The organism is Sporosarcina sp. FSL W7-1349 (genome assembly GCF_038003045.1).
Classification (GTDB): domain Bacteria; phylum Bacillota; class Bacilli; order Bacillales_A; family Planococcaceae; genus Sporosarcina.
On sequence record NZ_JBBOOK010000001.1, the window covers coordinates 1311788 to 1325567 of the forward strand.

At 45.0% G+C, this 13780-nt stretch carries 14 protein-coding genes; 3 read left to right on the forward strand and 11 right to left on the reverse strand.

The genetic code is table 11. The annotated features are described in order from the left end of the window. Nucleotides 1–188 precede the first annotated feature (188 nt). Nucleotides 189–911: a 5-oxoprolinase subunit PxpB gene (pxpB, locus tag MKY41_RS06565; RefSeq protein ID WP_340744276.1), complete on the forward strand. Its 723-nt coding sequence runs from the start codon at nt 189–191 to the stop codon at nt 909–911. Beyond that, entirely contained in the window at nt 908–1894 is a 987-nt protein-coding gene (locus MKY41_RS06570; protein ID WP_340744277.1) for a 5-oxoprolinase subunit C family protein, read from the forward strand. The genes pxpB and MKY41_RS06570 overlap by 4 nt, the downstream gene beginning before the upstream one ends. A 300-nt stretch (nt 1895–2194) precedes the next feature. Here MKY41_RS06570 and MKY41_RS06575 read toward each other — a convergent pair whose 3' ends face one another. The 9 genes from MKY41_RS06575 to MKY41_RS06615 all read right to left on the reverse strand — a co-directional run bounded on the left by MKY41_RS06575 (nt 2195) and on the right by MKY41_RS06615 (nt 12135). Continuing rightward, nucleotides 2195–2665: a hypothetical protein gene (locus MKY41_RS06575; RefSeq protein ID WP_340744278.1), complete on the reverse strand. Its 471-nt coding sequence runs from the start codon at nt 2663–2665 to the stop codon at nt 2195–2197. 49 nt (nt 2666–2714) lie between these two features. Continuing rightward, nucleotides 2715–4439, reverse strand: coding sequence for an ABC transporter ATP-binding protein (locus tag MKY41_RS06580; RefSeq protein WP_445683323.1), 1725 nt, complete (start codon nt 4437–4439; stop codon nt 2715–2717). A gap of 122 nt (nt 4440–4561) precedes the next feature. Then, nucleotides 4562–6301 carry an ABC transporter ATP-binding protein gene (locus MKY41_RS06585; protein WP_340744280.1) on the reverse strand — a complete coding sequence of 580 codons (1740 nt, stop codon included), beginning with the start codon at nt 6299–6301 and terminating at the stop codon, nt 4562–4564. A 10-nt stretch (nt 6302–6311) separates the two neighbouring features. Beyond that, nucleotides 6312–6785 carry a PadR family transcriptional regulator gene (locus MKY41_RS06590; RefSeq protein WP_340744281.1) on the reverse strand — a complete coding sequence of 158 codons (474 nt, stop codon included), beginning with the start codon at nt 6783–6785 and terminating at the stop codon, nt 6312–6314. 126 nt (nt 6786–6911) lie between these two features. Beyond that, nucleotides 6912–7685 carry an IclR family transcriptional regulator gene (locus MKY41_RS06595; RefSeq protein WP_340744282.1) on the reverse strand — a complete coding sequence of 258 codons (774 nt, stop codon included), beginning with the start codon at nt 7683–7685 and terminating at the stop codon, nt 6912–6914. Next, nucleotides 7682–8584: a DMT family transporter gene (locus MKY41_RS06600; RefSeq protein WP_340744283.1), complete on the reverse strand. Its 903-nt coding sequence runs from the start codon at nt 8582–8584 to the stop codon at nt 7682–7684. The genes MKY41_RS06595 and MKY41_RS06600 overlap by 4 nt, the downstream gene beginning before the upstream one ends. Before the next feature lie 756 nt (nt 8585–9340). Beyond that, nucleotides 9341–10180 carry a hypothetical protein gene (locus MKY41_RS06605; protein WP_340744284.1) on the reverse strand — a complete coding sequence of 280 codons (840 nt, stop codon included), beginning with the start codon at nt 10178–10180 and terminating at the stop codon, nt 9341–9343. Between the two features lie 154 nt (nt 10181–10334). Next, nucleotides 10335–11312 carry a sensor domain-containing diguanylate cyclase gene (locus MKY41_RS06610; protein WP_340744285.1) on the reverse strand — a complete coding sequence of 326 codons (978 nt, stop codon included), beginning with the start codon at nt 11310–11312 and terminating at the stop codon, nt 10335–10337. Beyond that, nucleotides 11305–12135, reverse strand: coding sequence for an alpha/beta fold hydrolase (locus tag MKY41_RS06615; RefSeq protein WP_340744286.1), 831 nt, complete (start codon nt 12133–12135; stop codon nt 11305–11307). The genes MKY41_RS06610 and MKY41_RS06615 overlap by 8 nt, the downstream gene beginning before the upstream one ends. Nucleotides 12136–12522: 387 nt before the next feature. Between MKY41_RS06615 and MKY41_RS06620 the strand changes: the two genes are divergently transcribed. Further along, nucleotides 12523–12789 (forward strand): alpha/beta-type small acid-soluble spore protein, encoded by a 267-nt coding sequence (locus MKY41_RS06620; RefSeq protein WP_340744287.1) that lies wholly within the window; start codon nt 12523–12525, stop codon nt 12787–12789. 61 nt (nt 12790–12850) lie between these two features. On the opposite strand, the gene MKY41_RS06625 is transcribed toward MKY41_RS06620, so the two are convergent. Further along, on the reverse strand, nt 12851–13378 hold the full coding sequence (locus MKY41_RS06625) for a hypothetical protein (protein WP_340744288.1): 528 nt from the start codon (nt 13376–13378) through the stop codon (nt 12851–12853). Nucleotides 13379–13519: 141 nt separating this feature from the next. Next, the gene (locus tag MKY41_RS06630; RefSeq protein ID WP_340744289.1) at nt 13520–13771 is read right to left on the reverse strand and encodes a YqkE family protein; all 252 of its coding nucleotides are present in this window, start codon (nt 13769–13771) and stop codon (nt 13520–13522) included. Between the last annotated feature and the right edge of the window lie 9 nt (nt 13772–13780).

Genomic DNA, 13780 nt, shown 5'->3' on the forward strand with positions numbered 1-13780 from the left:
CGAAACATTAGTTTTGAAATTCGCAAGATTATCTTAACACAATTTTTTTTTCTTGAATAGCCAATTTTTTTGGTAGAATGAATCAATTCGTTTTATCTTGTTTTTTGCTATTTTCGCTTTATAATGAATTACATGGTCCAAATTTTAGAACGCCTGTACCGAATTTCGAAACAACAGGAGTTGTTACTATGCAAAAATATCCATTGATCCAGCCGTTGGGCGATTCAGCTTTGTTCGTCCAACTCGGCGAGGGCATCGCCCCAACTATGCATGAAAAAGTGAAAAACCTAATGCACCTCCTGACCGAACATCCCTTTGAAGGATGGATCGAATGCGTCCCGGCTTATAATAATATCACTGTCTATTATGACCCTACCCGGGTTCTCCATTCACTAAGCCTTGGGGCCGGCTCTTCATTCCAAAAGGTGAGCGCTTACATACAAAAATTGATGCAACAATCGGAGGAACAAACTGCCGACAAGGGACGGACCGTCACCATCCCCGTCCTATATGGCGGCGAATACGGCCCCGATCTGGCGCATGTCGCTGAGGCGAACGGCTTGACGACAGACGAAGTGATCCAAATCCATTCGGGGAATGAATATCTCGTCTATATGATCGGCTTCGCACCGGGATTTCCATTTATGGGCGGCATGGATGAACGGATCGCCACCCCACGGAAGGAATCGCCGCGCATGGCTATCCATCCGGGGTCGGTCGGGATTGCCGGCAAACAGACCGGCATCTATCCGCTCGAAACACCCGGCGGATGGCAAATTATCGGGCGCACGCCAATCGATCTGTTCTTGCCCGAACAGACACCCCCGACCCTCTTGCAAGCAGGAGATATTATCCGATTCGCTCCGATCTCCCCCGACGAATACAAAGAAATGAAGGAGGGGAAACGATGACGATCCAAGTTCTGCACCCGGGTGCATTGGCAACGATCCAAGATAAAGGGAGATACGGTTACCAGCAATTCGGCGTCATCGCCAGTGGTGCAATGGATCCCTACTCGCTGCGGATTGCCAATTGGCTTGTCGGCAACCCGGAAAACGAAGGAGCACTCGAAGTGACGATGTTCGGGACGAGTCTGCAATTCGAAAGGGACACCATTGTCGCCATCACAGGAGCCGACCTAACCGCATTACTCGATAGCGAACCGGCCCCGACATGGCGTCCACTGCTGATCCGGAAAGGGTCGATTCTGAAATTCAAAGCGGCGCGGCAAGGAAGCCGTGCCTATGTAGCGGTAGCTGGAGGATTTGACGTGCCTGCAGTGATGGGAAGCAAAAGCACATACTTGAAAGCGGGCATCGGAGGATTTCAGGGAAGAGCTTTGAAAAAAGGAGATCTTCTTGGAATCGGCACAGAGCTAACCGAACGGAATCAAGAAGTGTACGACCGGCTCAGCGAAATTGGCGGGATCGCGAAATGGTCCGTGCGTCATGATGGATTGCTCCGGTTTGGCAAAACAGCGCGCATCCGAGTCGTCCAAGGGACCGAATACGACCGATACGATGCGGCTAGCAAGCAGGCTTTATTCAACAATTCGTATACGTTGACAACCGATGCGGACCGGATGGGATACCGGTTCACCGGCCCGGCCCTGTCGCTGGAAGAGCAGTTTGAGCTGCTGTCGGAAGGCGTCACATACGGCACCGTCCAAATCCCGTCGAACGGCCAGCCGATCATTCTCATGGCGGACCGCCAAACGACCGGCGGCTACCCCAAAATTGCCCAAGTCATCACCGCCGACTTGCCGACACTCGCCCAACTCCAACCGAACTCCACCATCCAGTTCGTGGAAGTGACTCACGAAGAAGCGGAACAGGAACTGCTCCGCCATGCTCGGATGTTGGAGGCTGTCAAAATCGGCATCGGGCTGAAATGATCATGAAATAGCAAACGCAGAGGCTTTGGATTCTCTGCGTTTTTATAGTAATTAGATCTAAGATAGATCAGACTTGCTCATACTACTTCATGTCATTTCCAGCAAGGCCTGAAGATGCAGACATCCTTGTCGTGAAAATTAAATAGCGGAACACGGGATCATAAGGAGAGGGGCGCAGCTCTAGAAGCACGCCCCTCTCCTCTTGTTGAATAAACCCCAAACCTGTGGGTCTCCCGTTCCAAATTGCCCCTTTTCACACAAGCAAACCATTAGCCAAATTCCGGCATCGCTGCAAATTACCTATTGGACCGCTGTTAGATCCTTTATTGCATTTTTATAAATGGGTTCTTCTGTTATCTGATGTCCTTCTACAAGTGAGACATAATAATGTCCATTCGATAACGGTTGGAAATGCTGGTTTTCCTTTTGCTTTTCAAAGTAAATCGTATATTTCTGATTGGCCGTTGAAGTAAGCTCCCAACCCCCGCCTGCTTCCATGACGACGTTTGCCGATATTCTTTTCACCACATACCCTTTTTTGTCTTTGGCTACTTCACCTGCAAAATATGTATTTTCATTCAACTGAATCGCTAATACTTCTTCCTCTTTTGTCGTTGTCAGTACATCGACAGCCCCCCGAATTCCCTCGTTTTGAATAAAATGTTCCAACGCTTCTTCTTTCGTGGAAAAGTGGGCGATCGCCGTTTCTTTCCCACAGGCAGATAACAGGAAGACAATTGTCGTCAGTAACACTGCAATCAAACGCTTCATCGTCCTCTCCCCCTTTCGTCTATCCGAATCGTCCATCTGCGCACAGTTTTCAAATGTTTGCGCCCCTGCCCGTAGCTATGCTCCGCAAGTTAAACTGGCTTTCATACATGTCAAAATAAAACCCTTTCTTCTCTAAAAGCTCACGATGTGTTCCCGACTCCAGGATTTCTCCTTGATGGATCACGAAAATGCGATCTACATTTTCGATGGTCTTCAACCGGTGGGCAATGACAAAGCTTGTTCGCCCTTCCATTAATCGGTTGATGCCTTTTTGAATTTCGATTTCCGTATTTGTATCAATGCTTGATGTTGCCTCATCGAGGATCAACATATCAGAATCCGCCAAAATCGCCCGGGCGATTGCGATTAGCTGCCGTTGCCCTTGACTTAGATTAGACCCTTCCGCTGTAACAGCTGTTTCATACCCTTTCGGTAGATGCTTGATGAAGTGATGCGCGGAAGCCATTTTCGCAGCGGCCATCACTTCTTCGTCCGTCGCGTCTAAACGGCCGTAGCGGATATTATCCAGAATCGTTCCTGTAAACAAATACGTATCTTGCAGCACGATTCCGATTTTCTTGCGCAATCCGCTTACTTGATAATCACGTATATTATGGCCATCTACCAGTATGTTTCCTGATGTTACGTCATAAAACCTCATTAGTAAATTTATAATCGTCGTTTTTCCCGATCCCGTCGGTCCAACAAGTGCAATTTTCTCTCCTGGTTGAACGGTAAAATTAATCTTTTTCAAGATGCTTTTCCCGTTTTCATATTCAAAATTCACATTGGAAAATTCAATATGGCCTGTTAATGAATCCACAACGATGGCGTCTTTTTTATCTTCTATTTCCGGTTTCTCATCCATCACCTCAAAGACGCGTTCCGCTCCCGCCACCGCTGATTGAAAGGTGTTCAGCAGATTGGAAAGCTGACCGATGGGGCGGAATACTTGGCGCGAGTAGGTTACAAAAGCCGCGATAATCCCAACAGAAGCATATCCGTAAACCGTCATGATCGCGCCAATTGCAATGATAAGACAGAGCCCAATATTGTTTATGAAGTTATTGATCGGACCTAAAAACCCCGACACAGCATCTGCCGTATACGCGGATTGCCGCAGCCGCTGGTTCACTTCTTTGAATTGCTCGTTCATTTTTTCCTCTTGCCCAAACAAAGCAATTTCTTCATTCCCTGAAATGGATTCCTCGATAAATCCGTTTAAATCCCCCAAATCTCTCTGCCTTTTTATGAACGCACTGCTGCTATGCTGAATCACTTTTTTCGTCGCAAGAATGAAAACCGGAATGACGAGGAGTGTTACTATGGCCAATACCCAATTGAGCGAAAACATCGCAATGACGACTCCAGAGAGCATGAGGACAGATGAAATAATTTGGACGACGCTTTGGCTTAACGCATGATTCAAACTTTCAATGTCGTTCGTTCCCCTGCTCATTAAATCTCCATGTCTGCGATTATCAAAGAACCGCAAAGACAATGTTTCGAATTTATCGACTAAATCTTGCCGTAAATTCCGGGTTGTCCGAAGCGATACCCGAACCATCATAAACGTTTGAAGCCATGTAAATAATGCAGTTGCCAAATAGATGGATAAGAGCAGGACTAGTAATTTGAACGTCCCTGGGATATCCTTCGGTATGATGTAATCATCAATAATTTTTCCGATTAAATACGGAGCAAGAAGTCCCAATAATGTTGAAATGACCACAAAGAGAACCGAAGCTACTAACGGCGCTTTTTGTTGCTCCATGTACTTCCAGATTCTTCGCAGCGTACCCTTCCAATCCTTAGCCTTGACGATTGGACCGCTGAATCCCCGAGGACCACGCGCGCGTCCGATGGCATTCGTTGCAGATGGGGAATGGGGTTTATTCATACGAATTCCAGCCCCTTTCCGTTTTGCGACATATAAATATCGTGATATAAAGCGCTTTCCGTTAATAAATCCTCATGCGTCCCAACCGCTTCCACCATGCCGTCTTTCATGACAAGGATTTGGTCGGCATGAATCATGGAGGAGATTTTCGACGAAACGATAAATACAGTCTTGTCGGAGTAATGCTTTTTCAATGCTTGCTGCACCGCCATTTCGGAAAGAGCATCGATAGCAGAAGTCGAATCATCCAGAATCAATATCTTCGGATTGGAAAGGAAAGCCCGAGCCATGGATAAACGCTGTTTTTGGCCGCCGGATAAATTAGTGGCGCCTTGCAAAAGCCGATGGTCGAACTTGTTTTCCAAACGTTGAATAAATTCGGAGGCGGCAGCGGCTTCTGTCGCTTGTTCCAACTCATCATTCGACGCGTCTTCTTTTCCGAAACGCAAGTTATCCCCGATCGACCCCGAAAACAACGTCGCTTTTTGCGGAACAAAACCGATGGCGGTCCGGAGTTTTTCGAGCGGTACATCATTTACATTCACCCCGTCGATCAAAATCTCTCCGGCATCCGGATCATAGAGTCGGGGTATCAGTTTAACAAGCGTTGATTTTCCGCTGCCAGTTAAACCGATTATGCCGATTGTCTGCCCAGCTTCCGCTTTAAACGATATGTTCCGCAACACATACTCCCCATTTTTGCTATAGCTGAAGTTGACATTTTGAAATTCCACTTCGCCCGTTATGTCCCGTCCGCCGCTCAGATCCTCCTGTTCTTCAATATCGATCTTCGTATCCAATACTTGAACAATCCGTTCAGCCGATGGGAAAGAACGCGCAATTTGCATGAGCACATTGCTGCTACTGACTAACCCATTCATCATAATATTTAAGTAGTTGATAAAAGCTAAAATGACACCGACTTGCAGCGTTCCCTCTGTAACTTTTATTACGCCCAGCCAGAGCCCCGCAATTACTCCGATATTGACAACAAACATCATAATCGGCATAAGCGTTAAAACAAACTGTTCAGCTGTCATATTCCATTTCATGAACGAATGATTGACGTCCCGAAAACGGTCCTTTTCATAACCATGCCGGTCAAATGCTTTAATGACCCGTATACCGGCCAAAATTTCCTGAAGCTTTGTATTCACTTGGTCCATGGCCTTTTGCACATGTGAAAAAAGCTTCCCGGACTTTGAAGAAAAATAATAAATACATCCAATCAGAATCGGAATCGAAACGAGCAAGACAGGGAATAATTCACGTGCTGTCATCCATACGATTACAACAGAACCAATGAACAATAAGGGCCCCCGCACAAATACGCGCAGCGTCATAATAACCGCCTGCTGCAATGTCGCGATATCATTGGAAACAATCGTAATCAGCTTGCCTCTGCCAAACGAATCCGTATTTTGATTTGAAAATCGCATTGTCTTTTGAAAGACATCCCCTCGAATATCCGATGCAAAATTCACAGCCGCTTTCGCCGCATAAACGGAGCTTCCCGCTCCCCCGACCAATCCTATAACCGCGCTGATCAACATGAATAAACCAAGCTTGATGACATAGCCGTTATCTTCATTGACGATACCAACATCGATCATCTTCTGCATAATCGTTGGCTGAACTAAATCCATCGCGACTTCAATACACATGAGCAACGGCCCTAACACGGCAAAAACTTGGTATGGTTTCATATACTTCAATAATTTTTTCATCGCCTGCATGAAGGTACCCCTACTCTTTATGTTTGCCGAGCTGTTGTAACCGCTCGGTCATTTCATCTATAAAAGCAATTAATTCACGTATATCTTCTTCGCTTCCGCGTGCCTTCTTCATCGTTTTCCGAAGTTCTTTTTCATAGTTGCCAATCGCCGTTTTCAGAAGCGTAAATTCCTCTGAATTCCTCCATTTCATCTTCTCATTCCAATGCTCCCAAAAATGATCGGCCCCGAAGTCCCCATTCATATCAGCCAACCGCTTCTCCCCGGCTTCACTGAGCGAATAAATTTTCTTGGGCGAGCTTGTATCCAATACGATCAGCTCCTGATCCAAAAGCTCCTGCAAAGCGGGATAAATCGTACCGGCACTCGCTGAATACGCCCCATCCGATCGTTCTTCCAACTCTTTCATAATCTGATAGCCGTGCATGGCTTCTTCCTGAAGCAAATGTAAAACCGCGGTTTGGACAAACCCTCTCCGTCTCCTCATAATATCTTCACCTCTGTCATTTATATCGATAATATTAAACGATATATCGGTAATAATCAATCGCAAGCAATAAAAAACTTCTTCCCGATGCAACTCAGGAAGAAGTTTATGAAATCAAACTGCCTATTAAATCCCATTCATATTTCGTTCCTCATACCCCAACCGTTCTGAAATCTCCTTTGCCGCCTCGATCACTTTATCCCGCAGAATTTCAACTTGGGCATTTTGATAATTTGCTTCGATGCCGGCGATGCTGATGCCCGCAATGACCTCCTTTTTGTGGTTGAAAATCGGTGCAGCGATGGCCGATGTATGATTCTCGAGCTCCGAATGGCTAACCGTATACCCTTCGCTCCTCGCTAGGCGAATCGACTCCGCTAACACACTCTTATCGGTGATCGTGCCCAATGCAAACGGTTTCAACTCCACCTGCTCCAAATACGAGGCGATTTCGTCCTCCGGCAAGTGGGACAGGATGACACGGGAACACGCTCCCGCATACAGCGGGCTCCGCCGGCCGATTGCCGTATAGAGCCGGACTTTTTGGTACATATCAATCTTCTCGATATAAATCGCCTCTTCCCCTTCCCGCACGATGAGGTTGATGGCCTCCTTCACCTCTTTATGGAGCTCTTCCATGATGGGATATGCAATTTTCCGGATATCCAGACGCGCCAACACCAAATGGCCGAACTTCAAGAACAGCAACCCGAGCCGATATTTCGTATCGGCTCCTTTTTCCAACAGGCCCATCTCCTCTAACGACTGCAACATGCGGTACACGGACGTTTTCGGAATGCCCGAGATTTCAATGATTTCCTGGAAAGTCAACTCCGCATGATCGATGAATAAATTCAAAATCTCCATCGAACGGACTACCGTTTTGTTTTTATTGTTCATACGTTCTCCTTATGTACGGGAAGTTCTCTCGGCCTCCCATTATAATTCACAAAATAAATGCTCAATCCGACAAGTGCCAAGCCAATGAGCAGCGTAAACGTCAACGGCTCTCCAAAGAACACCGTGCCGATGAAAACAGCAATAATCGGAACGAGAAAGGTGAACGAACCGACCTTGCTCGCCTCGCCCGCATTGACCAAAGTGTAATAGATCACATAGGAAATCGGGATGCCGAACGTCGCGCCATATCCGATGCCCACCAAAACAGGGATATTCCACTCAATGGCTGACCAGCTTTCCGTAATGGAACCTACTCCAAGCAACACAGAACCACCGATTATACTTTGCATCGCGACCATCCAAAATGCATTGATTTCCCGGCTCACTTTCTTGACATACACCGTTCCTAGCGCCCAACAGAGTGCCGTCAACAGACCGAGAACAACACCGATAACCGAGATGTGCACATGCAGTCCATCAAGGCTGACGATGATGATACCGATGAAACCGACGAACAATCCGAGAATCTTCACAGGCGCCATATATTCCCCGAGCCACAACCACGCGAAAATTCCAAGCAGCACCGGCTGGAAATAGACAAGCACCGAGAACAATCCCCCCGGTAAATAGATAAGACCGACCGTCTGTAATCCGAAAAAGAGGATGGAATTAAATATGGCGGAAATGACGTACTTTTTCCAGTGTCTCCTCCACTGAATTTCACTTCTTTTGGCAAACACAAAAGCAGCCAGCAATAAACCGCCAATCAACGCGCGCATTCCCGCAAACAATAGAGGCGGTGTATATGGCAGCGCCATTTTATAGACGGACCAGCTCGCCCCCCAGAAAAAAATGAGGAGTAACAGAGCAATCGTCGTTTTCGAAAATATCTTACTCACACAACAGGACTTCCTTTCAAAGCTGAGCTTTTGCGGCCAATCCATCCAAAACAAGCAATCAGGCGCAGATTGACCAACTAATCTTAGAGATTCTTTCTCTACTATACATGAAAAATCAGGTATCGTGGACCATTAGAAAACAATTGAAAACTTTTTTAAAAAGAAAGGTTTATGAAATGGTGAGGCGGGTAGTATAACAATACAAGGCAGAACGACCGGCGGAATTTCGGGGCAGACGAGCAACCTGCACGTAATTCCGGCGTAGAAATGCACAGCCTTGGCGGAAAATTTGCTTTGCTGGCGACAGGGACACTCGTACGAAACGGAGAGTCATCCGTTTCAACCACTCGTGAACCAAGCAGTAGAGGTGAAGTTTTTTGTGGAAGTGCTACTGGGAGACTGACACCGTGAGGAAAGGAAGATCGACGTCCTCGCCGAAACGGCATACGGGTCAGATCGAACAAACTGCACTGGCGGGCGTTACAAGATCGTCAGAAAGACCAGTTTGTGTTAAAGAAAGACTATCAAATTTTCCGGTGCTCCCCAGTATTTCAGGGGTATGAAAAAGCATGGTTCCGCGGGACCATGCTTTTTCTATGTGTAATTTTTTATTTCTTATTGAACTTTAACAAGGCTACATGTGTGGCTTTAATCGGTAAATTGCATCCGTTTGAAGTACTATTTTGCGCTTCAAAGTACGCTTATTCTAAAAAATGAAAGCACTTATACAAGCTGAAATGTTTGGAGATAATTCTTTTATTTAATGGGTATACGTTTGGAATTGTGCATTAATCTAACTGGAATCTGAATATCTGGTTTTTCTGTGGGTTCCCCTAATAATATAAATCTAATACTTTCTTTTGCTTTATGATTTTCTAAATTCACCGGGAGTACCGCTTTGGAATTGGCTGGTACTAGAATTTGTTCCAATTTTTCCGCACTATAATCTGAAAATAAATATAAATTACCTTTCAATTCGAGATCCAGATAATTATTAATCAGTAAATAATATTTTTTTTCCTCGATAGAACTAACTTCGGTTGACAACTCCTGATCATCGTATAAAAACAAAGAAATCATATCGCCTTCATGAGATTCTTCCATTTTTTTAACGGGTTTAAAACTATCTTCAAATTTGGCTAAATTATTATTATTATTTTGTACATCTAGAGAGAAATAACTTCTTGTAATTACCTTCTGTGATTGCATCATTTCTAATTCATCGAAATTTTTATTATCAATATATTTTTCACTAATTATATATACAATGTGCTTCCCGTTTGGCAATCCTGATAATGTAAAATCTACTTTGACCTCGCCTTGTTTTGGAACGGTAAATATATGATGCCTGGTTTTTTCATCATTAATCTCCATTATGAGTGGTGAACTATCTTCCTCAATTATTGCATACATTATTCTTTTTTCTTCTTTTTGCACATTATTGGTTATGATATATGTAGCTTGTAACTTTCCCTCTTTATTTGTTTCAAAAGCTAATTGATCACGATCAATTTCAAACTTGTCGTCTATATATATTTGCACACTTCGTTCTTCAACAGTTCTTTCTACAAGAGTCCATTTGGGTTCTTTATTCATAGAATTCTCCTTAATCTCTTTCTCTTGAAAGGTCAGAAATAGAGTTATAATTAGAGATATAGTTACTACTATAAAAACAAAAAAATATATTTTTTATTCTATTTGTTTTAATAAGAACTTGAGACATCTACTTCGATTCCCACCATCACGACGATCATAACAACTCGCCGGCATGGGTGACCCGATTGCGGCCCCGATCTTTGGACGCATAGAGGGCGCGATCTGCTTTTGATTGCAAAACAGTTCCGCTATCGCCTGACATATTCGTCGCCACCCCTATACTGATCGTGATAGGCGGCGTCCCCCAATTGGCTTTTTCGACATGGGAACGGATTCTCTCGGCTATTTTCATGGCCTCTGATCGATCGGTATTTGGAAGAATCATTGCGAATTCTTCTCCCCCATAACGGGCGACAATATCGTTGTTCCTAGTTTCTTCCTTTAAAAGGCGTCCAAATTCCTGCAACACTCTGTCGCCCATCATATGCCCAAAAGTATCATTAATATTTTTAAAGTAATCAATATCGATCAGCAAGAGGGAGAGTGGCTGGGATCGGCCTGCGTATAATGCGATATAGGAAGTCAGTTGTTCGTGCAAGTACCGTCTATTTTTGAGCCCGGTCAGTCCATCCGTATCGGCCAACTGCTGTAGTTTTTCATTCAGATCCAGTAATTCCTTCTGCTTGGATTCCAATTCATGCCGCAGGAGATCCAACTCGACTATTTGTTTCTTCTTCATCCGGTTGCGCGCATCCGTTTCCTTTTTAATAGCAAGAAGAGCCTGCTCATACTCATGCCGCCGCTTCATCGGAACACATACGCAATCATTGAACACCTTCCCATCCCGCTCATTTCGCAACGCATTCAGGAGAACGGGGATTTCTTGTCCCGACTTTTCTTTAAGCACCATATACATCTCTTCTACCTTATTTTGCATCCGGATCATCGGAAAAAAGTAGAGCTGGTAAAAGGACCGGCTTGCGGTCGGCAAAATGAGGTTGATGTGCTGTCCTTGAATCTCCTGATGATGGTAACCGAGCAGCCGAAGCAATGTTTCATTGATTTCCTGAATGATCCCTTCGTCATCAAGTGATATATAGCCACATGGCGCAACGTTTAATTGTTCATCCATTCGACTGGAATCCCGCAGTTGAAGTTGTCAAATAATCATGAATCAATCGGATCGTTTCCTCCGGATGGCTCATATGAGGGCAATGTCCCGTCGCACCCATTAAGCGAAACGTACTATCCGAAAGAGTGCGATGCATATATCTTCCCACCTCAATTGGAGCAACGGCATCCTCGGAACATTGAAGGATGAGGGACGGTACCTCCACTTTCTCTATATCTTCCCGATTATCGGAGAAGAAGGTCGCAATCGCAAATTGACGAGCAACGGTTGGATCCGTAGAGCAAAAGCTCTCCTCCAATTCTTGCGAAAGCTCCGGCCGATCCGGATTTTTCATAATGATTTGCGAAAGGTAATTCGCCCAACCGATATAATTCATCTCCATCATATCGATCAACGCATCCAGATCCTCTTTTTCAAATCCACCAAAATAATCCGGATGATCATTCAAATAACAAGGAGATGGCCCAATCATGACTAGTTGCTCGAATCGATGGGGTTCTTGAATGGAAGCAAGCATGCCAATCATACAGCCCACCGAATGTCCAACGAACACCGCTTCTTTCAACTCAAGCGCAGCGCATATATCGAGTACATCCTGTGCATATCCGTTCAAATCACTATATCTACTGGGAGAGTACGCATTGTAATCCGATTTCCCCGAACCGACATAATCGAAAAGGATGACACGAAAATGTTCTTCGAAAAACGGGGCTACCAACCTCCACATATTCTGATCACATCCGAATCCCGGCGCGAATATCATCGCCTTTGTCCCTTTGCCCGTGATGTTCACGTTATTACGAAAAAGGATATTTTGATTCATAAGGAACCCCCCTTAATTCAAAAAAGTACAAAACTAGACTATTAGTCATATTCAATTCAGCAAAAAGTAGTTCAATGGTTCTAATTTGTAGTATATTATAAATCGCCTATTCTTTCAATTAGAGAGGCGGAACTCATCCATTCCCTATCTCACAAAACAATTCATCATTACCCTTTACCCTAATTCACTTCTTTTTTTAAACTGAAATAATTACAAAACAACAACAAAAATGTATCCAATAATGGCTTGACAGCTGGCAAAGTGCCCGATGATACTCCTGGAACTCCATATCATAATGATAGCATGCAGGACGATTCCACTGTCTACTATTTCCCAAGTACTGAATCCCGATCTTCCGGACAAACTAACAACAAAGGAGGAATGAAAATGGCTAATAATAACCGCATTTTAGTGCCAGAAGCCCGCCCTGCGTTGAATCAATTGAAACAGGACGTCATGCAGGCAAAAGGGTATCAAGTCGACGACCCGGACGGAGCCAAATTTGAAATCGCCGAGGAACTGGGGATCCCCTTAACCCGCGGCTATAACGGAAAACTAACCGCAGAACAAGCCGGCAAAATCGGCGGACCGATCGGCGGCAATATGGTAAAAGAAATGATTAAGCTCGCACAACAGCAATTGGCCCAGAAATGAAACAAACGCTGGCCCGCCTCGTAGCGGACCGGCGTTTTTTCTTGACTGCTTCAGTGAGAAGTCAATCACGCATGATTCGTACATCTGTTGCGATCTCTTCTTCATCCAGATTGATGACAAGCCACTCGCTATCAATCGAAATCAGCCCACGCTCATTGCCAAGATAATACACCAATTGTCCAGGCGCTTCGAAATAAGACGTGTCCGATTCTTTACCAAGGATTCTTTCTATCGATAACACATCCATTCCGATCAAATCATATTGCGACAGCATATCATCTACCATCCAAACGCGTTCCCTCGGCTCTGCTGCCCACTTGTCCATCGTGAAGCGGGATTCTGCTTCATGCAGCCACAATTGACCGAAAGCACCGACACCAAGCGATAAACATAAGATAAAGGCAAAAGGTGCAGTCCAATTCGCCCCTTTCCTGCGATACCTATATAGCAGGATTAATAACACAACAGGCAGTACAACAGCTGTTATGCTGAGTCCATTAAAGCTGCTATGCATGACATCAATCCACCAGAAATAACCTAAATAAAGAAGAATAAATAAAAAGACATACACATTCCAACCGATATCCAAAGAGCAACCCTCCCTCTATAACATAACGACTTGATTACCGAAATGTTTCAGAACCAGCCATTGCAACTGGCATGCTGACGGTAAGTTCCGTCTCACTTTCCTCACAAAAAAAGCACCGGCGCAAGGCCAGTGCAAATCCGATCAATATTTCGATCCGTGATCTCCGTATTCATCGAGCAACTCCGCGAAACTTTTATTCTTCTCCCGTTCTTTCCGTTCCTGCAAGAGGCGGGCTTGGCGCTCCTCCTCCTTTGCTTGTTCGGCTGCGGAGAGTTCCTGCTTCGCCGCTTTCAGCTTGGCAAGCATATCCTCGTTGAGCGCGTCCGATAACGTGAGTTCCCCGCTATTGACACGCTTGTTGGGAGTGGCGGCTTGTTTACGTTTCTTCGCCATTTCTTTTCT

Excerpts from the sequence above, each read along its gene's own strand:
- pxpB (WP_340744276.1), top strand. The coding sequence starts at position 189 with ATGCAAAAATATCCATTGATCCAGCCGTTGGGCGATTCAGCTTTGTTC.
- MKY41_RS06570 (WP_340744277.1), top strand. The coding sequence starts at position 908 with ATGACGATCCAAGTTCTGCACCCGGGTGCATTGGCAACGATCCAAGAT.
- MKY41_RS06575 (WP_340744278.1), bottom strand. The coding sequence starts at position 2,665 with ATGAAGCGTTTGATTGCAGTGTTACTGACGACAATTGTCTTCCTGTTA.
- MKY41_RS06580 (WP_445683323.1), bottom strand. The coding sequence starts at position 4,439 with ATGGAGCAACAAAAAGCGCCGTTAGTAGCTTCGGTTCTCTTTGTGGTC.
- MKY41_RS06585 (WP_340744280.1), bottom strand. The coding sequence starts at position 6,301 with ATGCAGGCGATGAAAAAATTATTGAAGTATATGAAACCATACCAAGTT.
- MKY41_RS06590 (WP_340744281.1), bottom strand. The coding sequence starts at position 6,785 with ATGAGGAGACGGAGAGGGTTTGTCCAAACCGCGGTTTTACATTTGCTT.
- MKY41_RS06595 (WP_340744282.1), bottom strand. The coding sequence starts at position 7,685 with ATGAACAATAAAAACAAAACGGTAGTCCGTTCGATGGAGATTTTGAAT.
- MKY41_RS06605 (WP_340744284.1), bottom strand. The coding sequence starts at position 10,180 with ATGAATAAAGAACCCAAATGGACTCTTGTAGAAAGAACTGTTGAAGAA.
- MKY41_RS06610 (WP_340744285.1), bottom strand. The coding sequence starts at position 11,312 with ATGGATGAACAATTAAACGTTGCGCCATGTGGCTATATATCACTTGAT.
- MKY41_RS06615 (WP_340744286.1), bottom strand. The coding sequence starts at position 12,135 with ATGAATCAAAATATCCTTTTTCGTAATAACGTGAACATCACGGGCAAA.
- MKY41_RS06620 (WP_340744287.1), top strand. The coding sequence starts at position 12,523 with ATGGCTAATAATAACCGCATTTTAGTGCCAGAAGCCCGCCCTGCGTTG.
- MKY41_RS06630 (WP_340744289.1), bottom strand. The coding sequence starts at position 13,771 with ATGGCGAAGAAACGTAAACAAGCCGCCACTCCCAACAAGCGTGTCAAT.